The organism is Hungatella sp. SL.1.14 (genome assembly GCF_024460495.1).
Lineage (GTDB): Bacteria > Bacillota > Clostridia > Lachnospirales > Lachnospiraceae > Hungatella > Hungatella hathewayi.
Genome location: NZ_JANFYJ010000021.1, coordinates 66,795 through 87,775, shown reverse-complemented (window position 1 = coordinate 87,775; position 20,981 = coordinate 66,795). Strand labels below are relative to the sequence as shown.

Sequence of the window (20,981 nt, the reverse complement as noted above, 5' to 3'; positions counted from 1 at the left end):
CAGAACAGGAGAATAAACTATGCTGACATTAAAAAACAGAACAATGATAATCACAGGAGGGGCCGGAAACAATGGGCTGGCAATCGTGCGTATGGCTCTTGAATACGGTATGAACGTTGCTTTTATGAGCTCCTTCCACGGAAAAGCCCAGGGAGCTGTTGCAAAAATGGATCCGAAATACCGGGATCAGGTCATCGGCTTTGCGCAGAATCCTCAGGCCAGGCTTGCGGAGAATATTGCCTGTGATCCGGAACTTTATAAGGAAGATACCACCCAGGAGGATGTGCTCCGGTGGATCTATGAGCGTTTTGGAAGCATTGACGTGGTGGTAAACGGGTCCGGCGGCCACGACCGTCATAATATGGAGGAGACGGATAAAGCCATATGGCGCCATTCCATGGAAGTGCTTGAGGCCGCATTTTTCAATACAAAGCTGGCGCTTCCTTATTTATTGAAGAGCAGGGCTCCGAGAGTCATCAATATGACCACCTGTGAGAAGAACGGAGGCTGGTATCCCAATCCTTCGTTTGCAGCATCGCGCAGCGGAATGATCGGCCTGACCCAGGAGATGGCAAAAGAACTGGGACCGAAAGGAATTACGGTGAACTGTGTTCTGACCGGCCATATTGAGCAGGATGTTCCGGAAGAAGATATACTGCCGGAGGAGCTTAAGGCGGAACTCCTTGCGAGAACACCGTTAGGCAGGCTGGGAGTTCCGGAGGACATCGCCGGCGCGGTTAATTTTCTGGCGAGTGAGGAAGCGTCATTCATTACAGGAGCGGTCATTGATGTCAACGGCGGAGCAATCATGGGATAAGGAGGAAGTGTTATGAGCGATTACCGATTGCCGGAGCTGAGTCCGGCAGAAAAGAGGATGCCTGCCGCGCGCTTTATTACCGGTTATCCCCTTTGCCCCCCGAGTCCGCTTCTGCAGCAGATTTTAGACGCGGGTCCCATGGAGGTGAAGGATGCGATTCCGGCGGAGAACTGGCTGGATCTTCTGCAGATTCACGGATACCGCGATATCGTGTATGGCTATACCATGATGCCGGATGGCTCCGGTTTCTATATTGAATATTCTGTATCGCCGGTCACCTGGCAGGGAAAATGGAGGAGATGGTACGGGACATGGTATAACCGGTATTCGAAAAGCATGGTACCCGGGGAAGGCAATTTGAGATACAAAATATGGAATCCACTGGATCACTGGGATCATAAGTTTGTAAACGGTGAAAATGACAGAGACGGCGTATGGTCCGTGGAAACTCTGGACCTTGGCGCGGGAGGCGACCCGTCAAAGGGAATACCCGCCGTATCCCACTCCATTGATTTGATAGAGTATGGCCTGTCAGAGGAGCGGTATCAGGAGCTTCTGGCGGCAGACTGCCGGGCAGAGGCCTGCTGGGAAGAATTTGAAGGTCCCGGCCACCACCTCGTCCTCCGGTTCAGCCGTCCATGCCCCCTTGGCGGAAGGGAGAGCATTAACTGCGAATGGATAGGATATTATGCGAAGGACGGCAGGATTCTCCGTGATGAGGAGACTCCGGTGGATGAGACGTATCTTAAGAACGTGCTGACGCATAATACCATCGAAAGAGCGCATTTGTATCAGGTTTTGCCGGATCTGTATGAGGCGTACAAAGACCTTCCGATGGATGCGGATTAATCATTGCCAGAGAAGGAGATTGGTATGGGAGAGATAAAAACGACCTTCGTATATCTTGCCAAACGGGTTCCGGGAGTGCTGTATGAACCAAAAGAGGGCAGCCCCAAACAGGGCATCAGCGTCCTGGTCATGCATTCAGATGAGGATTATCTGACATTTCCAACCGGCGCAGAACTGGCAGAGCGCGGATATACGGTTTTATGTGCCAACCCGGCGAATAAAGAAGGGATCATCTTCAGCCAGGTGGAAAAGATGCAGTGTGTCAAGGCTGCAGTTCTTTACCTGCGCAGTCTGCCAGATGTCGAAAAGGTGGTTCTTATGGGGCACAGCGGAGGCGGAACCCTGATGACGGCTTATCAGAATATTGCGGAAAACGGAGCGGAGGTATTCCAGGGACAGGAAAAGATCGTTCCCTATCCGGACAACAGCGAACTTCCGCCTGCCGATGGCCTCATGCTTCTGGATTCCAACTGGGGAAATGCCGCGATGCAGCTGTTCAGCTTAGATCCTGCGGTGGAATCAGAGAACAGCGGACGGCTGATCAATGAGGAACTGAATCTGTTTAACCCCCAGAACGGGTTCCAGCCCGACGGAGCCCATTACGACAGGGAATTTATTGATCAGTTTCAGCGGGCTCAGAGCGCGAGAAACAGCTGTATTCTTGATTATGCCTTAAACCGCCTTCTTCTGCTGCAGAACGGCCAGGGAAACTACTGCGACGACGAGCCGTTAATTATACCGGGAGCCGCGCAGGGCTTCTTCAATAATAAACTGTACGCGCAGGATATCCGGCTCATGTCCCATACGAGAGAGCCGCACCTTCTGCTGCACGGAGATGGAACGGCGACGAAGGAGATAGTGTACAGCGTGCGCCGACCGGAAAATCCGCGTTCCTATACCGATTCATTCTGGGAGGGAGCCCGTTTCCTTTCGGTGAAGACGTACTTAACCTCCTATGCGGTAAGGACAGAAAAAGAATTCGGTTACGATGAGGACCACGTGTGGGGGATTGAATGGGATTCCACCTATAACTGCACTCCGGGCAATGTCGTGGGGATAAGAGTCCCCCTTCTTGTCATGGGGATGACAGGCGGATGGGAATACTTAGCGTCCGAGACGATTTACCAGATGGCTACGAGCAAAGACAAGACGATCGCGTTTGTAGAGGGCGCGACTCACAGATTCACTCCGGCGAAGGACTGTGAGGCGTATGAAGGGCAGTTTGGCGATACGATGAAGACTCTGCATGATTTTGCAGACGCCTGGTTATCAGCACCAGGACGGTTTTGGAATGGAGAATAACAGAAAGGAGGCCGGTACAGCGGCCTCCTTTTTACTGGCTTATCTGTTCAATCATATAATGCAGAAAATCCGCGGCGGATGCCGATCGGACCTTTCTCTGGTAGAGCAAGTAGATGTAGGAACGGATCGTTGGATAGATATCCACGATGGAGATATTGGGAATCTCAGCCGGGATGTGCAGCCGGTTTAAGATCGCAACACCCCGCCCGTTGCTGACGTAGCGCACCATGGTTGAGGTGAACTCCGAGTGGGCAATCACATTCGGGATAAAGTTTTTTGAATCACATAAATTCAGAAATTTCTGGGTTTCTTCGTGGGTGCTTCCCACAGAGTTGGAGTGGAGAATGAATTTTTCTCCGTACAGCTGCTCTAAGGTTACACTCTCTTTATCGGCAAGCGGATGACCGCAGGGAAAAACCGCGGCTAAATGGTCCGTCTTATAGATCATCTTGTTAAAACTCTCATCCTGCACGTCATTTTCAGAGACGAAGGCAAAATCACACTTCTTGGACTTCAAAAGAGACATGGGCTGATAACTTTCAATGATATTCAGATTGTGTTCAGGATACTTTCTCGAGAAATCAGCGATGGTATCTACCAGACCGTACTGTCCCAGCACCGGCGCGTAGGCGATTGAAAAATGGTCCTTATCCTTGTCTGTCAAATCTCCAAGTGTAGCGATGGCCTCATGCTGAAGCTGTACGATCTGTTTGGCATACGGATAAAAGGCATGGCTGTATTCATTCAGCTTGACGTTTCTGGTAGAACGGTCAAACAGAGATAAATTCAGTTCCTCCTCCAGTTTGTGAATGTGCTTGGTCAGTGAAGACTGAGACAGGTTCATAATTGCAGCGGTTTCCTGAAAGCTGCATGTTTCGACCAGAGAAACGAATTCTTCCAGTACGCTTATTTCCATATATTTCCTCCCCCATAAGAAATATTTATCGTAGTTATACGATGACAGTATACCATAATTTGCGGTGAAGTTCAAATCCTGTCATATCCGATATTTTCCATTCTGGAAAGAACCCGGCCGTGAAGCGAATTGATCCGGGAAGCTCTCTAATGGTATATATTTGGTATCAGATTTGGGTCTGATACCAAATACAGGGTGTGAAAGGAGAAGAATATGATGAAAAAAAGCAGTATGGCTGCTTTGCTGCTGTCTTCTGCGGTTCTGGTGACCGCATGTGGGGCCGGTGCGCCGCAGAATGGCTCGGGGACGGAAAACAGCGGTACGGTGAAGACAGAGGGGGCGGTTCCTGATGCAGAACAGGAAACGACGGAAACTGAAACAGAGGGAAAAACGACAGAGAAAGCGGCAGAGAAAGCGCAGTCAGGCGGAATCTCGAAGGTAATTACGATTAACAAAAGCTTTGGCGACGGCCAGAAAGTGACGCATGTGGCCTTACAGTATGAAAAAGCGATTGATGCGGACAGTCTTTCCACAGACAGCTATGAGGTGAAGAACCGTACGGTCACGGCGGTGCGGACCAACAGTGAGGCCGCTCCGGCGGAGGCGAGTGTACCTGGAAATTATGTGATACTCGAGCTGGAGATCCAGAGCCCTCTTCTGGACGATAAGTACGCGTCGGACGGGCGCATGGAACACGATGAGGTGATTGACACCGCGACCGTCGTCCAGATAAAGGATGTGAAGAGCACAGATGGAGAGGTGTATCCGGCCGGCAGCCAGGAATACTCGACTCCTGCCAATGAGGGAATCATGGGGAATGATTCTAAACTATATCCGGTCCGCGACCGATTCGAAGACAACCATTTTTATACAGACCCGGAATGGAAGACGGTTCTTCACTACAATATTTTTAAACCGGAGGGCTATGAGGATTCCGGGGAGACGTATCCGTTACTCCTCTTTATGCCTGACGCGGGATCGGTAAGCTCCGATTGGGAGAAGGTTCTGGCCCAGGGGAATGGAGGCACCGTATGGGCGGAAGAGGAATGGCAGGCGGAGCATCCGTGCTTTGTGGTGACGATGATTTATGACGATAAATTTATCAACGATTACTGGGAATATTACGACAACTATGTGGAAGGAACCATGAATCTCGTTCGCTCACTGGCGGATCAGTATCCGGTTGATAAGGACAGAATTTATACGACGGGTCAGTCCATGGGCTGCATGTGTTCTCTGATCATGATGTCCAAAGAGCCGGATCTCTTTGCCGGAGCGTACTGTGTGGCCGGAAAATGGGAGCCGGAGAGCCTGAAGGGACTGAAGGACAGCCATATTCTGATCCTGAATTCAGAGGATGACAGCCTGGAGACGGGACTTTTGATGGATGAGACGGTCAGCCTCTGGGAGCGTGAGGGGGCAGCCGTGGCAAGAGGGGAGATCGAAGGGATCGCAGAGCCGCAGGTTCTTGAAGCGGAGATGGATAAGCTGCTTTCTGAAAATGCAGATATTTATTACTGTAAGATTCAATCAGGGACCGGAAGCATGGATCTGGAGGGCAATCCGCTGAACGGAAGCCATCGGATGACGTGGCGTCTGGGATACGATCTTCCGGGTGTTAAGGAGTGGCTGTTCACTCAGTCAAAGTAATCTTGCATTTTCCAAATTGGAAAAAAAGCAGAAAGAAGTCGAATTGATTGAGTGTTCGTCATTTTATATAATAAAGCCATCAAAAATAAAAAAAATTTGGAGGGAGTTACATGAAAACGAAAAGAGTTTTAGCGCTATTTACGGCATCTATGATGACCGCGGCACTGCTTGCAGGATGCGGTGGTTCTTCCGGTACCAGTCAGACAACGGCGCCGGCTGCACAATCGGCGGAAGCTACGGAGAAAGCTGCAGAAGAAAACATACAGAGCGGCAATGAAAAAACAGAAACAACCGTCATGGAAGAGGCGGCAGAGTCTGTAACCGTGGCGGTTGACGATGATTCGTTTACGATTGGACCGTGGGGCGGAGCCAGCGCCGTGCGTGACTGGACGGAAAACATTCTGTGGGCGCATCTGGCGTACAGACCTTTTATCGGAGCCATGCTGGATGACGGAGTCCAGCTTGTGGCGGCAAAATCTGTGACAAAAACGGATGATGCGACTTATGACATTGAGATCTGGGATAATATCACAGACAGCCAGGGCAATCCCATCAAGGCAGAAGACGTGGTGTACAGCTATAATAAACTGGCAGAACTTGGCTACGTGACGGATATCGGCACTTATTACGCTGGATCAGAAGCGACCGGCGACTATACGCTTCAGATAAAACTGAAAAATACCATGGACGGCGCGATCGAGAAGGTTCTTACCTCCTGTTCCATAGCAAGCCGGACCTGGTATGAAGGGGCCTCCGAGAATGATATCAACTTATCTCCTGCGACTACAGGCGCTTACACCGTAACCGACATGCAGACTGGCTCCTCCGTGACAATGGAGGCTCGCGGCGACTACTGGAAGAAAGAGGACAGAGCGGATGCGGAGCTGCAGAATGTTAATAAGATTATTCTCCGCTGTATCGCCGAGGCCTCCTCGAGAAGCATCGCGCTGGAAAACAAAGAAGTTGACATGGCTGAGGTTTCCGCTTCCGATGTCGGACGTTTCGAAGGAAATGACGCATTCAACGTGACGAAGTATAACAACGCCATGTCCCAGTATCTGATTTTCAATACGAGTGAGAATTCTCCCTGTGCGGATGTGAATGTCCGCAAGGCGATCGCCTACGCGTTTGACGCCGCGATGGTGCTTCAGGGCAGCGGAAGCAGTGCGGGAACCATAAGCCATGATGTTGCTCCGAATCTGGGACCGGATTACGTGCAGGAGTGGGATAATCAGGATTACTTTGGAATGAACCTGGAAAAATCGGCAGAATACTTAAAAGCGGCAGGCTATGAGCCGGGCCAGCTTGAGATTCATTTAATGGTATCCTCACAGGCGCCGCAGGGACCTTATCAGGCACTGCAGGCAATGCTCGAACAGGCTGGAATTAAGCTGGTGATTGACGCTTACGACCGCGCTTTAAGGCAGACGTATGACAGCGATCCGACGATGTGGGACATGTCTGAGCTGTCTCAGTCCGTGTCTGATTTTACAACGTCATTCTGGAATATCCTGTTCAGCGAAGATAACTATGAGTACGGAACCCAGGGCTTCACAAAGGACGATAAGCTTCAGGAACTTTTGAAGGCGGCCAATGCAGAACGGAGCGAAGAGAATATGAATGCGTTCCATGATTACGTGATTGAGAACTGCTATATGGTGGGCCTGTATACAGAGACGAGAAGCATCGTAACGACAGAAGGCCTGACCGATATCTGTCTCGAAAAGCTGAATCCGGTACTGAATGCGATGACCTTTACGGAGCAATACGTTCCGGTTGCAAAATAAAGAATGGAACGGAGGCTGATCCATGTCAAAGTATGTGTTAAAACGGCTGCTGATCATGATACCAACTTTGATAGCAGTAGGAATCATCATGTTTACGCTGATGAATTTTGTTCCCGGTGACCCTGCTCAGCTTGCGCTTGGCGCTGGTACTCATACTCCTGCCGAAATTGAGATGAAACGGGCCGCACTGGGATTAAACAGGCCTTTTATGGTGCGCCTGGGCGAGTATCTGAAAAATATTTTTCTGCATTTTGATTTTGGAAAATCTCTGATTGACGGTACCGAGATTAAATGGGAGCTGATGAGGCGGTTTCCACATACCTTCAAAATTGCAATTTACAGTATTGTGCTGACAGTTGTGATCGGCCTGCCGCTCGGTATTTACACGGCAGTAAAGGCTAATTCCATAGGCGATAAAATCTCTCTGTTTATTACGCTGTTGTTCGACTGCATGCCCAGCTTCTGGACCGCGCTTCTTCTGGTGCTGCTGTTTTCTCTGAAACTGGGCTGGCTGCCGTCTTCCGGCTGTACTTCATTTAAATACTTTATTCTGCCGACGATAGCCAATTCCCTGGGAGGCCTGGCCGGATTCACCCGGCAGGTGAGGGCAAGCATGCTGGAGGTTATCCGCTCTGATTATGTGACTACGGCCCGTTCCAAGGGCCTTCCGGAGAGAAAGGTTATCTACGGCCATGCCCTTCCCAATGCGCTGATTCCGATTCTGACTGTGGTCGGAATGCGGTTTGGCTCCATGCTGGGCGGTGCCACGATCATTGAAGTGATTTTCTCAATACCCGGAATCGGACAGTATCTCGTAAATTGTATTAATAACCGCGACTATACGGCTTCGACCGGCGGAATCGTGTTCATAGCATTCACATTTGCCCTGATTATGCTGCTGACTGATTTGCTGTACGCGTTTGCAGATCCGCGGATCAAGGCACAGTACGTATCCTCAGGCAGAAGGAAGGTGAAAGAAAATGGCTGAAGAATTAAAGAGAGACCATCATAAATCGGATGGGGACCGCAGACACGAAAGGAAAAAGAGGCACCGCCATCATATTGATGAGAGCATTAAACCGGGCTCTGCAAAATACATATGGCTCAACATCTGCCACAATAAAGGTGCGGTAGCCGGTATGGTGATGCTGGCGGCAATCATTGTGCTGTCTCTGCTGTCTCCGTTCCTGTGCAAATACAGCTATTCGGAACTGGATATGCTTCACGCATATTCGCTGCCGTCTCTGGAACATTTATTTGGCTGTGATGAGCTGGGCCGTGATTTGTTGTCGCGCGTCCTGTACGGAGCAAGATATACACTGGTCATCGGCGTCATCTCTACGGTGCTGTCTGCGGTGATTGGTATCGTGATGGGAGCGGCGGCCGGATATTTCGGAGGTGTTATTGATTCCTGTCTGATGCGTTTTCTCGATGTGTTTCAGGCATTTCCGACCCTGGTGCTGGCGATGGCGTTCTGTGCGGTATTCGGTACTGGCGTGGATAAATGTATCCTGGCTCTGGGAATCACCGGAATTCCCGGCTTTGCCAGACTGATGCGTGCCAATATCTTACGGATTCGTACCATGGAATATATTGAGGCGGCGGCCACAATCAACTGTCCAACATGGAAGGTAATTGCATCCCATATTATCCCCAATGCGGTTTCCCCGATTATCGTGGAAATCGCCATGAGTATCAGCCGGAACGGACTGGCCTCCTCCTCCTTAAGCTTCCTTGGCCTTGGTGTTCAGCCTCCGAAGCCGGAGTGGGGAGCAATGCTGGCGGCATCAAGAAGTTATATCCGTGATTACCCGCATATGGTAATTATTCCCGGGATTTTTATCGTGATCACCGTGCTGAGCTTTAATCTGCTGGGCGACGCGTTCCGGGATGCGCTGGATCCGAATTTTAAAGATTGATGAGGTGGACAGGATGAGTGAACATAAAAAAGAAACGGCATTCTTTTCCATACGTAATCTGACCGTGGAATACCATTCGGGAAACTCCGTGATTTACGCCGTTAATGATGTATCCTTTGATTTAAAGGAGGGGGAGACGCTTGGACTGGTAGGAGAAACCGGAGCCGGAAAGACTACCATTGCAAAATCTGTTCTCCGGATTCTTCCGGAGCATTCCGTGGAGCGGATAGAAGGGGAGATCTTTTATAACGGACGGGATATTTTGAAAATGACCGACACCGAGCTTCACAGCCTGCGCGGAAGTCAGATATCCATGATCTTTCAGGATCCCATGACGGCTTTAAACCCGGTAAAAACTGTGCTTTCCCAGATCGCGGAGGGATACAGACAGCAGCATGGCTGTACAAAATCTGAGGCGAATAAAAGGGCTGTTGAGATGCTTGAACTGGTTGGAATCGGTGCAGACCGGGCGGGAGAGTATCCGCATCAGTTCTCCGGCGGAATGAAACAGCGTGTTGTCATAGCGCTGGCGCTGGCGTGTTCTCCGAAGCTTCTGCTGGCGGATGAGCCGACGACGGCTCTCGATGTAACGATTCAGGCTCAGGTTCTGGATTTGATTAAAGCACTGCGGGATGAGATGGGAACGGCGATGGTATTAATCACCCATGATCTGGGAGTCGTGGCGGATGTGTGCGACAAGGTCAGCGTGATCTATGCAGGACGGATTATTGAGAGCGGGAGCAAAGAAGATATTTTCGATCATCCCACGCATCCCTATACGCAGGGGCTGTTTGCAGCCCTGCCGGATTTAAAAAAGGATGTGGACAGACTATCACCGATCGAGGGACTGCCGCCGGATCCGTCTTCCGCACGGAAGGGGTGTGACTTTGCGGAGCGGTGTCCCCATAAATGCCACAGATGTGATCAGTTTGACAATGAGATGAGGGAAGTAGCGCCCGGGCATTATTCCCGCTGCTGGAAAACAGGAAGATCGGGGGATTAGAGAATGGCAGCATTGTTGGAAATTCAGAATTTAAAGAAACATTTTAAGAGCGCAGCCGGCATGGTTCACGCGGTTGATGACGTTACCTTCAGCCTGGAGGAAGGGGAGACCGTTGGCCTGGTGGGAGAGTCCGGCTGTGGAAAATCCACCCTTGGCAGGACGCTGATTCATCTGAATGAGAGCACGGATGGCAGAATTATTTATAAGGGAAGGGATGTCACAAAGCTGAATAAAAAGGAACTGCAGAATTACCGCAGAGATGTACAGATGATTTTTCAGGACCCCTTTTCCTCTCTGGATCCCAGACAGACGGTGCAGGATATCATTAAAGAGCCGATGAAGCTGCTGGGGACCATGAGCGAGTCAGATTTAAAGGACAGAACCAGTGAGCTGATGAAGACGGCCGGCATCGAAAAACGATTGAGAATGTGTTACCCTCATGAGCTGGACGGCGGACGGCGGCAGCGCGTGGGGATTGCGAGAGCACTCGCGCTGAATCCCAAATTCATCGTATGCGACGAACCGGTTTCCGCTCTGGATGTGTCAATCCAGGCTCAGATTCTGAATCTGCTGATGGATCTGCAGGATCAGATGGGACTTACCTACTTATTTATTACCCACGACATGTCAGTCGTAAAGCATATATCCAATCAGATTTGCGTGATGTATCTTGGACAGATCGTAGAGAAATGTGATAAAAGCGAGCTCTTTTGCCATCCGGTACACCCGTACACAAAAGCGCTGCTGTCCGCGATTCCGACGGTGGATATCCATGCAAAAAAGGAACGGATTCTGCTAAAGGGTGAGATTAAATCACCGATCAATCCGGGCCCCGGCTGCCGTTTTGCCACCAGATGCATCTATGCGGATGAGAGCTGTAAGCAGAACTGCTGTCTGCAGGAAGTGACCCCGGGCCATTTTGTGGCATGCAATAAAGTGAAGGAAATCGAGGCGCTGGGATGAAAAGTCTGAGAGAGAGTTTTGAGGAAAATTACGAACCGGTGGAGGTGCCCTGCAGCAACAGGCGGGGCTTTCGGATCCGGTATGAGTATATCGGCCCATGGTATCAGTGGGGGGAAGATGCTGTCCGGCGGAAACGGGAAAAAAGGACAATTGGAAATGCCTGCGCGGTCAGTCTGATGCTGTTTCTGGCGGGATCAACCCGGAATTTGGCTTTAAATTACGACAGATACGTAGAATTCTTCGGAATGCTCTCGGCCGCCTCCCTCCTTTTTGAAGTGATAGGAACGGTCCAGTTTTGTACAGCCAAAGAAAAAGTGACGGATATGAATTATTCAGATATAAATGCAAAAATGAGGCTTGCTCCTACGGTTCATGCGCTGCTGCTCCTGTGCACGGCTGCCGCCTGTATGGCAGGAATTGGTGTGACGGTTTCCGGTCTTGGGGTAACCATGTGCTACCTCGGTGCGGCGGCTGCATCTTTTATGATATATATCCGGTATTCCAGACTGACTTTATCATCATTGTCTGGAAAAATGCAGACTAATATGGTAAGATAAAAAAGTACAATAAAAAGCAAAGATAAAAACACAGCTCCGGTAGGTAGTCCGGGCGCAGCGGACAATATTTGTGAAAACGCTGTCAGTAACCTTCCTCCTTAGGTCGTCCATTCTTTGTCTGTTATGAATCATGTAAGGAGGATATCATTATGGACAAAGTATCGCTGACCTTTTTAGTGTTTTTCGAGGACCCGTTCTGGATCGGAATCGTGGAGCGCATTTCGGACGGAACGATGGAGGTATGCAGGATTACCTTCGGTGCAGAGCCGAAGGACTACGAGGTATACGAATGGCTTCTGAAAAATTATGATGGGCTGCGGTTCAGTCCGGCCGTGAAAGCTGAAGTAAAAAAAGAACACACCAACCCGAAGCGCAGGCAGCGGGAGGCCAGGATGCAGACGGCAGTCTCCGGTATCGGAACAAAGTCTCAGCAGGCCTTAAGCCTGCAGCGCGAGCAGCTGAAGGAAGAACGGAAAGTCCGGACCCGCCTGCAGAAGGAGGCGGAAAAGGAGGCCAGGTTTGAATTGAAACAGCAGAAACGGAAGGAGAAGCACAGGGGCAGATGATTCTGTCTCCTGTGCTTCTTTTTGCATTCCACTTCATATTATAGGATAAAGAACGAAATCGAATGGAATATGATATGAAGGAAACAGGCTATCGGCGGGAAGCAGCAGTGGAATATGCAAAAAAGTGGGCCATGGGCAGAAATCCACGGTATCTGGACTTTGAAAATTTTGGAGGAGACTGCACGAATTTTGCGTCTCAGTGCATCTATGCAGGAAGCGGAATCATGAACTACACACCGGTGATGGGCTGGTATTATAACAGCAGTACGGACCGGACGCCAAGCTGGACGGGGGTGCAGTATCTCTATAACTTCCTGGTCAATAACAAATCGGTTGGTCCCTATGCAGTTGAAACTGATCAGGCCGGAGTTTCGCCGGGAGATCTTGTACAGCTGGGCAATGCCAGCGGCTTTTACCACAGCCCGGTCATCGTCGCGGTCACGGGAGAGCGCATCTTTGTAGCGGCGCACAGCTTTGATGCATATATGCGCCCTCTTGACTCTTATCTGTACGTGAAATCCCGTTTCCTGCATATACAGGGTGTCCGCAGCTGGTAGATGCAGAAAGCAGAAAAAGAGGTAAAATCTATTGACTATTGGGTAACCCGATGGTTTATGATAAAAAAGGCAAAGCCAAAATAAAGAAAGAAGGGGAATCATGTATATCCATGTTGAGCCGGTAAATGATAAGAACCGCGAGGCGGTACTGGCTCTCAAAATTCACGAAACACAGAAGGGATTTGTGGAAAGTCCCGAACAATGCTTAAAGGAAGCGTCGGAAGAAACATGCTGGCGTCCGGTAGGGATCTACGACGGAGATCAGCTGATAGGCTTCTCCATGTACGGCTATTTCTGGCAGTATCTTCCGTTTGGGCGGGTCTGGCTGGACCGGTTCCTGATCGACCGGGATTATCAGGGACACGGATACGGCCATGTCGTGCTCCCGATGATGATTGAAAAGCTGAGAAACGAATACCACAGAAAGAAAATTTACCTAAGCGTAGTCGAGGAAAACCAGGGAGCAATCCACCTCTATGAGAAATTCGGATTCCGGTTTAACGGAGAGACCGATGTCCACGGAGAGAAAGTGATGGTGCTGAAAGACGGCTGAATTAGTTGACAGGAATGTAAAAATATGATATATTATTTTCCAATAAAAGGGAGTAGCGAACCATCTTTTGATGGATTTTAAATCGTCTTCTTGGTGTTTTCATAAACACCCGTATAAAATGAAATGTGCAAGACTTTTATTGTGGCAGGAACTACCACGGTAAGAGTCTTTTCTTTTTTCATACAGGAAGTTCCGGCCACGCACGGAAACTTTTGTTGTTGTCAGACAGGAAGGAGAATCAGTATGGAAGAAGAGAGAAGAAAACAGGAAGCAGAAGAGGCGATTGCCGCCGCAAACCGTGTGCTCATGAATTTAAGACAGGCCGAAACCGCGCTGTCGAGCGCAGGCAGCTGGGGAATCTGGGATATGCTTGGGGGCGGGATGTTTACCACCTGGATCAAGCACTCCAGGATCGACGATGCAAGGCTGGCTCTGGAGGAATCCAGGCGAAGCCTAAGAAGCCTGCGCAGAGAACTGATGGATCTTGAGATACCGGGAGATTTTAAAATTGATATCGGAGAATTTTTAAATTTTGCCGACTATTTCTTTGATGGACTGATCATAGACTGGATGGTCCAGACAAAGATCAGAGAGGCATCAGATAACGTGAAGGAAGCCATACGCCGCGTTGAGAGGCTGCGGACCAGGCTTTATGAAATGCTGGAAGCAGACGCATAAACCTGAACGGGAACATGCATCCGCAGGAAGGAGGGCTGAGCCGGTTGACGGCCTGGCCCTTCTTCGCATGAACAGTGACTGAAACAAACCGGGGAGACCCGAAACAATCTGATGAGGTCTTTCACGATTTTCCGGTTTATGGTATACTGATACTGCACTGCGCAGATCACTGTGAATACAGCACACGCTGTCTGCGCCGGGAGCACCTGATCTTGAAATGGAGGAATCAGATTGAAAGAACGCGAGATAAAGTACGATTTTCTAAGGGCTGTGGCAGTAATAGCGATCATGATGGTTCACGCCATACCAGCCGTTTCCGTGAATGATAAACAGTGGTGGTTCGCCGCAGTGATGCAGCCGCTGCTGCTTAGCTTTGTCGGAATTTATTTTATGCTCAGCGGTATGTTTCTTCTGGATTCGGCGACCGGAGATATCATGCAGTTTTATAAAAAGCGGGTTAAGGTTATCGTGATCCCGTTTCTCTTTTTTTCGGTCCTTTACTATCTGTATGATGTCAGCCGCAGCCTGGAAGTCCTGTCCTGGTGGGAGTATCCGCTGGAGTTTCTCCGCGACTTTCTAAGCGGTACAGTACCTATGGCAGACCATATGTGGTTTATGTATGTGATCATCGCACTCTACCTCTGTACGCCGTTTCTGGCCCGCATGATGAAGGCGATGAATGATCAGGAACTGACCTGTTTTATACTGCTCATTCTTGGCGTTCAGACACTTACCAACTACGCCGGCGGACTGGGCATCGGGCTGGATCAGATTCTTACTTATATGGTATTTCAGGGGTGGCTGATATACTATGTCCTGGGATATGCGTTAAAGAGGCTGTTTCAGCGGAAGGACTTCAAATGGTTCGCCTTTGCGGGAATTCTGGGACTTGTCCTGACGCTGCTTCAAAAAAGGTTTACACCGGGCTTTGTACCGGGGATTCACGATTTGGCGCCTACCATGATTGCCATGTCGGCGGCAGTATTCCTGCTGTTTGAGTGCTGGGGGAATCTAAGATTTAAGGCTGCCAGAACGGTCATTACCTGGCTGAGCCGTCACAGCTACTCGGCCTATCTGGCTCACTACCTGATCCTGAAGGCTGCCGCCGAGCCGATCGTCGACCAGACCATGGTGAGGCATTTTTACGTTCCGCGTATTGTGTGTACAACACTTCTGACTGCGGTCCTGTCTTTTGCGGCTGCGTGGCTCCTGGACGGTACTGTGATAAAATGGCTGCAAAAATTCGTGAAGACAGATACCGGTAAGTCAATCAAATCAATAAACGTAAAATGGAAGGAATAAAAAGGAAACCGGGAAAGGAAGGCGCAAAGAATGTCAGGAATGAACTGTGAAAGCTGCATGTATTATACCTATGATGAGGATTACGAGTGTTACGTATGTGATATGGATTTGGATGAAGATGAGATGATACGATTTTTAAGAGGGGACAGCGGCGGATGCGCCCATTACCAGTATGCGGACGAATACAGAGTCGTCCGAAAACAGATGTAAAATAAAAAAGCCCATAAAAGGGAGGAGCCGGTATCCTTGTGTAAGAATACCGGCGATTATGAAAAAAATTTTATCTGATGTAAGGCATAAGCATCTTTCTCTTATGGTATAAGTATATCCGGTAAATATGAAGATACTTTGACCGGGATGTAAAAATATTATGACCAGATTATGAACAGAGCGCACTTCATAAGTAACGCGCTTCAAATTCAGAAACCGGAATCGGTTTGGAGAAAATATAACCCTGCACCATATCGCATTTGATCGTACGAAGGTAGTCGACCATTTCACTGGTCTCAATTCCCTCTGCCACCGTATGGACCCTTAATTTTTTAGACAGTTCAATCAGACATGCAATCACATCTTTTGCCTTTTCGCCCTCCATATTGACGAAGAAGGAACGGTCCAGCTTGATCGTATCCACATCGAATTCCTTAAGAAGTCCCAGGGAAGAGAAGCCCGATCCGAAATCATCCAGAGAACATAAAAATCCCAGCTGATGCATCTGATGAATCATTTCTTTTACGACGTCAATCTGCCGGTTGTCAAAGAAGATGGATTCCGTCAGCTCAAATTCGATCATACCCGGTGGTATTTCATATTCTGCTGCAATATCTGCAAATTTTTTCAGAAAATTCTGGTCCAGAAAATGGCGGCGTGATAAATTGACGGAGACGGGAACCGGATTTTTCCCGGTGGCGATCCAGTTATGCAGTGTTTGACAGACCTGTGTAAACACATAGAAATCTAACCGGCATATTTTCCCATTCATCTCGAATAAGGGGATGAAATCCGAGGGAAAGATGACCCCTTTTTCCGGATGAATCCAGCGGACCAGAGCTTCAGCGCCTTCCGCCCGGTTACTCTCCAGCAGAACCTTTGGCTGAAAGTATACCTTAAAATCGTGATTTTCAATGGAAGTTTCAAATAAATCGTTTAATTCCTGTTCCAGCATGATGCGTTCGGTCAGGCTGTTGTCGTAAAATGCGCATTTCTCCCGGTGGCCGGCTGTCTGGCTCTGGCATGCCAGTCTGGCGCGGTCCTGAAGCCGTGCGATTTCCAGACCTGGGTCATCCACGATGCAGGCACCCAGCCGGAACTCCAGGCGGAAGGCAGTCAGGTCCGTATGGTGAAAGTCATTTATCTCCCTGATAATCCCGTCCAGGCGCTTCTGGATCCTGGCAGGATCATGTTCCTTCAGACACAGGAAGAAGTGGTCCGATTCCACCCGGGCGGCAAATTCATTATCCTCAGACCGGAGCCGGTGATTCAGGACCCGGTATATATAGGCCAGAATTTGGCTGCCGGCCTGAATACCCAGGCGTTCGTTTATCAGCTTGAAGCCATTGACATTCATCAGCAGGATTGAATACGTATTGGGTACCATTGTGTCAGCCAATTCCGTGTATTTTAGCTGAAAGGCAGCGTGGTTGGGCCCTCCGGTAAGCGGGTCCACAAAGGCCAGGCGTTCCAGCTGTTTCCTGTGTATATGATAGAAGCGGTACACGGAAAACAGGAACAGGGAAAAGAGCAGGACGGTCAGTCCAATGATGACAAATGACTGCATAATATAGCGCTCCGCGCCGCTGGACAGGAAGTCCGCGGGGATGAGGGTCAACAGAAACCAGTCATTGACACCGAGGGAATTGTAGGACAGGATCAGCTCCTCTTTTGTAACTGCCGTAAATTTTAAGATGCCGCTGCGGTTATTTCTCATGTTTTCCTGCATTTGGTGAATATCTTCTACGACATTCCTGTCTTTATTCTCCCTGAAAATATTGTCCAGCCGGAGAAATGGTTTCAAGTCTGTGGGGGAGATTACCACCTGGCCGTTGCTGTCGGTGATGCAGCTGAGCATTTTACCATCGAAATTTTTGGAGGAAATCATGGCCTGCATATTTTCCTTGCTTCTCACACCGATGAGGACTTCATTGATCTGGCCTTCCCGGGATACGGGAGCTGAATAAAATATACTTTTGCCCCCTATGTAGTCAGCGGTTACCTCACCTTCAAAAGAGGCGAGGACACCGTCAAGTTGAAAGAGATCCGTGGAAGTAATCCAGGGAGGCGAAAAATCACCTTCGGAGGAAATCATGGTACCATCTCTGTGCAGAAGAATCAGCGGATCAAACTCCAGTATTTCTGCTTTTCTGTGTAATAAATCTGCCGCTTCATCCTCCGAACACATCTCATCCAGACGGGAAGCCGTATCGGATATGGAGGCCAGACTCGTCATTTTATTGACCAGCGCATCATGGATATCACGGGCGGTCTGTACGGTTACATCATCCAGATATTTCTGCGTGCTTTTATTGAGGGCCATACGCAAATCTGCCGCGTTCCTGATTAAGATTATAAAAACCAGGAGAATCCCTGCAGAGAGGAGGCTGATTTGCAGACCTTTTCTAAAAAAGGGATTGTAAAAATCAGTTTTTTTCCGGTTTCGTATTTTCATCTATATTGTCTCCGTTTTAATACATCATGATAATCCTTATCATTTATTTTATTTTAAGTTACCCTGTTTGAGAAATCAATATGATTTTTGTGTACATCAGCACATAGTACGCGTGAGAAAATGTGGTATAATGAAGTCGGTTTTATCATGATGCAGGAAGCCGGGAAGAAGAAAAGAGGCTAAGAGGGACATCGTTTGAGAGGGAAAGGTTATGGAAGAGAAGAGGACTCTGTTTGAATATTTATATAGAAATCTCAGAGAACAGATTATGACAGGATACTTAAAATATGGCGATCCGATGCCTTCTATGAGTCAGCTCAGCGAGAATTACCACGTGGGAATCCGGACGGTAAGGGAGGTACTGGCGGCATTAAAAAGGGAGGGGCTGATCCATACCGAGGAGAGGCGGACCTCCAGAGTAGCCTATCGGCCGGTTGATGAGATACAGAAGGAAGATGTTTTGAGATCGGTACTGGAGCGGAGAACTGCAATTCTGGAAGTCTATAAGACGATGGAACTGATTATGCCGAGGCTTTTTGCCTGCTCCATCGCTTCCTGCGGCGGAGAAAAGGTGAGGCTTAGTTTTCAGCATTTAAAACGAAACAGCAAAAAAGGAATTGACCTCCGGTGGAAGGCTTCATCGATGGCGCTTCATAGTCTGTTGGATGCCTCGGGCAACCTGTTGTTTCGGGATATATTTACGAGTCTTGAAATCTGCGCGCGGGTTCCATTTTTCCTGGAGTTCCGGGAGTCACCGGCATTTTCTGCTTCCGCCATGGCTTATAAAGATCCAATGTGGATGCTGGAGGCAGCCAATAGCGGCGATCTGAAGGAGATGCGGCGTTGTTTTGAAACCATGTATCGAGCGATTGCGGATGACGTAAAGCAGTTTCTGGAAGAACTGGACGCTATGGTTCCATTTCCGGTGGAAGAAACAGACTGCTGTTACAGCTGGAGCCCGGAGATCGGGCGAAACCATTACTACATGCAGATTACCCGTGATTTGATTGATAAGATTGGAGTGGGGATTTACCGGGATGGAACGTTTTTACCATCCGAAGCCGCGCTGGCCGATGAGTATAAGGTCTCTGTGTCGACGATCAGAAAAGCGGTCGCCATGCTGAACAAATGTGGTTTCTGTCACACATACAATGTCAAGGGGACACAGGTAACTCTGTTTAATGACGATGCGACTGCACAGTGTATGAAGAACCGGGTATTAAAAAACGATACGCTGTTGTATTTGAGCGGCCTTCAGTTTATGGCTGCGGCTGTCTGGCCTGCTGCCATGCTTACCGCCGAATTGATAAAAAGGGAGGCGGAGGAGCTGCTGGATAAAATGGAACAGCCCGGGGCGGTTCCGCTGGATCTTATTACGGACGCCATGAAGGAGCACCTTCCGTTAAAGCCGTTTCAGGTGATTTTGCAGGAGGTGGGCGGACTTCTCCACTGGGGCTATTACTATAGTTTTTACAGTGATGGCTCCACTCGTTCCAATGAGCTGAATCAAAGATGCCGAATTGCTTTGGACTGCCTGATGAAAGGAGAGAAACAGGCGTATGCCCGCCAGCTTTCACTTTGCTACTGTCATGTGCTGGAAGTTGTCAGGGAGCACATGGTGCAGTGCGGGCTTTATGAAGCGAAAAATCTGATCACACCGCAGCCGGAGCAATGGGAAGAATATGAAATACAAAATATATGGTAAAAAATGAGATATGGCTGCGATAAAATTACATTCTGCTCCGTTGTAAGGATGAAAAGGAAAAAAACAATTCTACATGAAAGGAGCAAAAGATATGAAGAAAAATTTTATGGCGGCCATGGCGGCAGCGGCAGTGGTAACATTAGGGGGACTGGGGCTTTATCTGGGAGGACCGAGCCAGTATCTGGCATTTGATATTAACCCCAGCATCGAGATCAAAGCAAACAGGCTGAATCAGGTTGTTTCTCTGAAGGGTACAAACGAAGACGGAAAAGAGCTGCTGCAGGGATACCACATGGAGGACAGGAATCTCGACCGCGTCCTGGAAGATGTGGTTGATCTGCTGGATCAGGCGGGGTATTTTACCAACAAGGATAAAAATGATATCCTGTTGACCGTAAAATCCGGTTCCGCCTCGGAGACTACGGTTAAAAATGTGAACCGTCACCTTGCCGGCTATCTGGAGGAATGCCAGATCGAGGGGCGGGTTCTGGATCAGCACGTCAGTTTGACGAAAGAATTAAAGAAGCTGGCAGAGGAGCATCACATATCAGCAGGCCGCATGGCTCTGATCGAAAAGATTTTGGCAAAGGATGACAGTGTAACGGCCAGCCAGCTGGCTGATATGCGGATCAGTGATCTTGCAGCTTACGCGAGGGATGAGGGGATTTCCCTCGATTCCCTGGAAGATAAGCTGGATCACGCCAATGACTGGTACCGCAGCGACAGGCTTGAAATGCTGGAAGATGAGCTGGATCGAATGGCAGAGAGTGAGGCGGCTGCGGACGGGAAATATGGTGATGATGATGACCGATACGATGATGACGATCGTAACGATGATGATGACCGATACGATGATGACGATCGTAACGATGATGACGACCGATACGATGATGGCGATCGTAACGATGACGACGATCGTAACAATGATGATGACCATTACGATGATGATGACCGTTACGATGATGACGACCATTACGATGATGACGATCGATACGATGATGATGACCGTTACGATGATGATGATCATTACGATAATGATGATCATAATGACCACGATGATCGGTAAGAACATCAATCGATGAGTGCCAGAAACCTGATATGGCAGCTTATAACTAAATTTGGATTACATGAAAAAGAGAAAGTCTGATTAAGGGAGAACGAGAATATTCTGGATAAGAAGATCGCGGACACA

20 protein-coding genes are annotated in these 20,981 nt (G+C 49.0%); 18 read left to right on the top strand and 2 right to left on the bottom strand.

What is annotated here, in order from left to right; all coding sequences use genetic code 11:
- The first annotated feature begins 19 nt into the window (after positions 1-19).
- From NE473_RS21185 to NE473_RS21175, 3 genes are read left to right on the top strand one after another with little or no spacing between them, the layout of a single operon-like run.
- The gene (locus NE473_RS21185; protein ID WP_055649136.1) at positions 20-817 is read left to right on the top strand and encodes an SDR family NAD(P)-dependent oxidoreductase; all 798 of its coding nucleotides are present in this window, start codon (positions 20-22) and stop codon (positions 815-817) included.
- Between the two features lie 12 nt (positions 818-829).
- Positions 830-1,666, top strand: coding sequence for a DAPG hydrolase family protein (locus NE473_RS21180; protein ID WP_055649137.1), 837 nt, complete (start codon positions 830-832; stop codon positions 1,664-1,666).
- A 24-nt stretch (positions 1,667-1,690) separates the two neighbouring features.
- Entirely contained in the window at positions 1,691-2,968 is a 1,278-nt protein-coding gene (locus NE473_RS21175) for an alpha/beta hydrolase family protein (RefSeq protein ID WP_055649138.1), read from the top strand.
- 31 nt (positions 2,969-2,999) lie between these two features.
- Here NE473_RS21175 and NE473_RS21170 read toward each other — a convergent pair whose 3' ends face one another.
- Positions 3,000-3,884: a LysR family transcriptional regulator gene (locus NE473_RS21170; RefSeq protein WP_006775740.1), complete on the bottom strand. Its 885-nt coding sequence runs from the start codon at positions 3,882-3,884 to the stop codon at positions 3,000-3,002.
- Positions 3,885-4,097: 213 nt separating this feature from the next.
- Here NE473_RS21170 and NE473_RS21165 point away from each other — a divergent pair, with 213 nt between their 5' ends.
- The 13 genes from NE473_RS21165 to NE473_RS21105 all read left to right on the top strand — a co-directional run bounded on the left by NE473_RS21165 (position 4,098) and on the right by NE473_RS21105 (position 15,629).
- Positions 4,098-5,534 (top strand): prolyl oligopeptidase family serine peptidase, encoded by a 1,437-nt coding sequence (locus NE473_RS21165; RefSeq protein ID WP_055649139.1) that lies wholly within the window; start codon positions 4,098-4,100, stop codon positions 5,532-5,534.
- A gap of 110 nt (positions 5,535-5,644) precedes the next feature.
- Complete coding sequence (locus tag NE473_RS21160; protein WP_055649140.1) at positions 5,645-7,321, top strand: ABC transporter substrate-binding protein; 1,677 nt, start codon at positions 5,645-5,647, stop codon at positions 7,319-7,321.
- Positions 7,322-7,343: 22 nt separating this feature from the next.
- On the top strand, positions 7,344-8,309 hold the full coding sequence (locus NE473_RS21155) for an ABC transporter permease (RefSeq protein ID WP_006772895.1): 966 nt from the start codon (positions 7,344-7,346) through the stop codon (positions 8,307-8,309).
- Positions 8,302-9,240 (top strand): ABC transporter permease, encoded by a 939-nt coding sequence (locus tag NE473_RS21150; protein WP_006772894.1) that lies wholly within the window; start codon positions 8,302-8,304, stop codon positions 9,238-9,240. The genes NE473_RS21155 and NE473_RS21150 overlap by 8 nt, the downstream gene beginning before the upstream one ends.
- A 13-nt stretch (positions 9,241-9,253) precedes the next feature.
- Entirely contained in the window at positions 9,254-10,243 is a 990-nt protein-coding gene (locus NE473_RS21145) for an ABC transporter ATP-binding protein (protein WP_055649231.1), read from the top strand.
- Between the two features lie 3 nt (positions 10,244-10,246).
- Complete coding sequence (locus NE473_RS21140; RefSeq protein ID WP_022030162.1) at positions 10,247-11,206, top strand: ABC transporter ATP-binding protein; 960 nt, start codon at positions 10,247-10,249, stop codon at positions 11,204-11,206.
- Complete coding sequence (locus tag NE473_RS21135; protein WP_055649141.1) at positions 11,203-11,763, top strand: hypothetical protein; 561 nt, start codon at positions 11,203-11,205, stop codon at positions 11,761-11,763. The genes NE473_RS21140 and NE473_RS21135 overlap by 4 nt, the downstream gene beginning before the upstream one ends.
- Before the next feature lie 149 nt (positions 11,764-11,912).
- Positions 11,913-12,329, top strand: coding sequence for a YjdF family protein (locus NE473_RS21130; protein WP_006772890.1), 417 nt, complete (start codon positions 11,913-11,915; stop codon positions 12,327-12,329).
- 74 nt (positions 12,330-12,403) lie between these two features.
- A complete protein-coding gene (locus tag NE473_RS21125; protein WP_022030164.1) occupies positions 12,404-12,886 on the top strand; it encodes an amidase domain-containing protein in 483 nt (160 codons plus the stop codon).
- Positions 12,887-12,986: 100 nt separating this feature from the next.
- Positions 12,987-13,439: a GNAT family N-acetyltransferase gene (locus NE473_RS21120; RefSeq protein WP_055649143.1), complete on the top strand. Its 453-nt coding sequence runs from the start codon at positions 12,987-12,989 to the stop codon at positions 13,437-13,439.
- 243 nt (positions 13,440-13,682) lie between these two features.
- Positions 13,683-14,117 carry a hypothetical protein gene (locus tag NE473_RS21115; RefSeq protein WP_006772885.1) on the top strand — a complete coding sequence of 145 codons (435 nt, stop codon included), beginning with the start codon at positions 13,683-13,685 and terminating at the stop codon, positions 14,115-14,117.
- A gap of 231 nt (positions 14,118-14,348) precedes the next feature.
- Positions 14,349-15,419: an acyltransferase gene (locus NE473_RS21110; protein WP_055649144.1), complete on the top strand. Its 1,071-nt coding sequence runs from the start codon at positions 14,349-14,351 to the stop codon at positions 15,417-15,419.
- A gap of 30 nt (positions 15,420-15,449) precedes the next feature.
- Positions 15,450-15,629, top strand: coding sequence for a DUF6472 family protein (locus tag NE473_RS21105; RefSeq protein ID WP_022030167.1), 180 nt, complete (start codon positions 15,450-15,452; stop codon positions 15,627-15,629).
- 187 nt (positions 15,630-15,816) lie between these two features.
- On the opposite strand, the gene NE473_RS21100 is transcribed toward NE473_RS21105, so the two are convergent.
- Positions 15,817-18,084, bottom strand: a complete 2,268-nt coding sequence (locus NE473_RS21100) for a bifunctional diguanylate cyclase/phosphodiesterase (protein WP_055649145.1) — start codon at positions 18,082-18,084, stop codon at positions 15,817-15,819.
- Positions 18,085-18,295: 211 nt separating this feature from the next.
- Here NE473_RS21100 and NE473_RS21095 point away from each other — a divergent pair, with 211 nt between their 5' ends.
- Positions 18,296-19,789 (top strand): GntR family transcriptional regulator, encoded by a 1,494-nt coding sequence (locus NE473_RS21095; protein ID WP_055649146.1) that lies wholly within the window; start codon positions 18,296-18,298, stop codon positions 19,787-19,789.
- 91 nt (positions 19,790-19,880) lie between these two features.
- The gene (locus NE473_RS21090) at positions 19,881-20,855 is read left to right on the top strand and encodes an anti-sigma-I factor RsgI family protein (RefSeq protein WP_242866060.1); all 975 of its coding nucleotides are present in this window, start codon (positions 19,881-19,883) and stop codon (positions 20,853-20,855) included.
- Positions 20,856-20,981: the final 126 nt, after the last annotated feature.

Bases quoted from the DNA above. Each gene is read 5' to 3' on its own strand.
- NE473_RS21095 (WP_055649146.1), top strand. From the start codon at position 18,296: ATGGAAGAGAAGAGGACTCTGTTTGAATATTTATATAGAAATCTCAGA.
- NE473_RS21175 (WP_055649138.1), top strand. From the start codon at position 1,691: ATGGGAGAGATAAAAACGACCTTCGTATATCTTGCCAAACGGGTTCCG.
- NE473_RS21115 (WP_006772885.1), top strand. From the start codon at position 13,683: ATGGAAGAAGAGAGAAGAAAACAGGAAGCAGAAGAGGCGATTGCCGCC.
- NE473_RS21145 (WP_055649231.1), top strand. From the start codon at position 9,254: ATGAGTGAACATAAAAAAGAAACGGCATTCTTTTCCATACGTAATCTG.
- NE473_RS21120 (WP_055649143.1), top strand. From the start codon at position 12,987: ATGTATATCCATGTTGAGCCGGTAAATGATAAGAACCGCGAGGCGGTA.
- NE473_RS21185 (WP_055649136.1), top strand. From the start codon at position 20: ATGCTGACATTAAAAAACAGAACAATGATAATCACAGGAGGGGCCGGA.
- NE473_RS21090 (WP_242866060.1), top strand. From the start codon at position 19,881: ATGAAGAAAAATTTTATGGCGGCCATGGCGGCAGCGGCAGTGGTAACA.
- NE473_RS21150 (WP_006772894.1), top strand. From the start codon at position 8,302: ATGGCTGAAGAATTAAAGAGAGACCATCATAAATCGGATGGGGACCGC.
- NE473_RS21140 (WP_022030162.1), top strand. From the start codon at position 10,247: ATGGCAGCATTGTTGGAAATTCAGAATTTAAAGAAACATTTTAAGAGC.
- NE473_RS21135 (WP_055649141.1), top strand. From the start codon at position 11,203: ATGAAAAGTCTGAGAGAGAGTTTTGAGGAAAATTACGAACCGGTGGAG.
- NE473_RS21125 (WP_022030164.1), top strand. From the start codon at position 12,404: ATGAAGGAAACAGGCTATCGGCGGGAAGCAGCAGTGGAATATGCAAAA.
- NE473_RS21165 (WP_055649139.1), top strand. From the start codon at position 4,098: ATGATGAAAAAAAGCAGTATGGCTGCTTTGCTGCTGTCTTCTGCGGTT.
- NE473_RS21155 (WP_006772895.1), top strand. From the start codon at position 7,344: ATGTCAAAGTATGTGTTAAAACGGCTGCTGATCATGATACCAACTTTG.
- NE473_RS21160 (WP_055649140.1), top strand. From the start codon at position 5,645: ATGAAAACGAAAAGAGTTTTAGCGCTATTTACGGCATCTATGATGACC.
- NE473_RS21130 (WP_006772890.1), top strand. From the start codon at position 11,913: ATGGACAAAGTATCGCTGACCTTTTTAGTGTTTTTCGAGGACCCGTTC.
- NE473_RS21100 (WP_055649145.1), bottom strand. From the start codon at position 18,084: ATGAAAATACGAAACCGGAAAAAAACTGATTTTTACAATCCCTTTTTT.
- NE473_RS21170 (WP_006775740.1), bottom strand. From the start codon at position 3,884: ATGGAAATAAGCGTACTGGAAGAATTCGTTTCTCTGGTCGAAACATGC.
- NE473_RS21180 (WP_055649137.1), top strand. From the start codon at position 830: ATGAGCGATTACCGATTGCCGGAGCTGAGTCCGGCAGAAAAGAGGATG.
- NE473_RS21105 (WP_022030167.1), top strand. From the start codon at position 15,450: ATGTCAGGAATGAACTGTGAAAGCTGCATGTATTATACCTATGATGAG.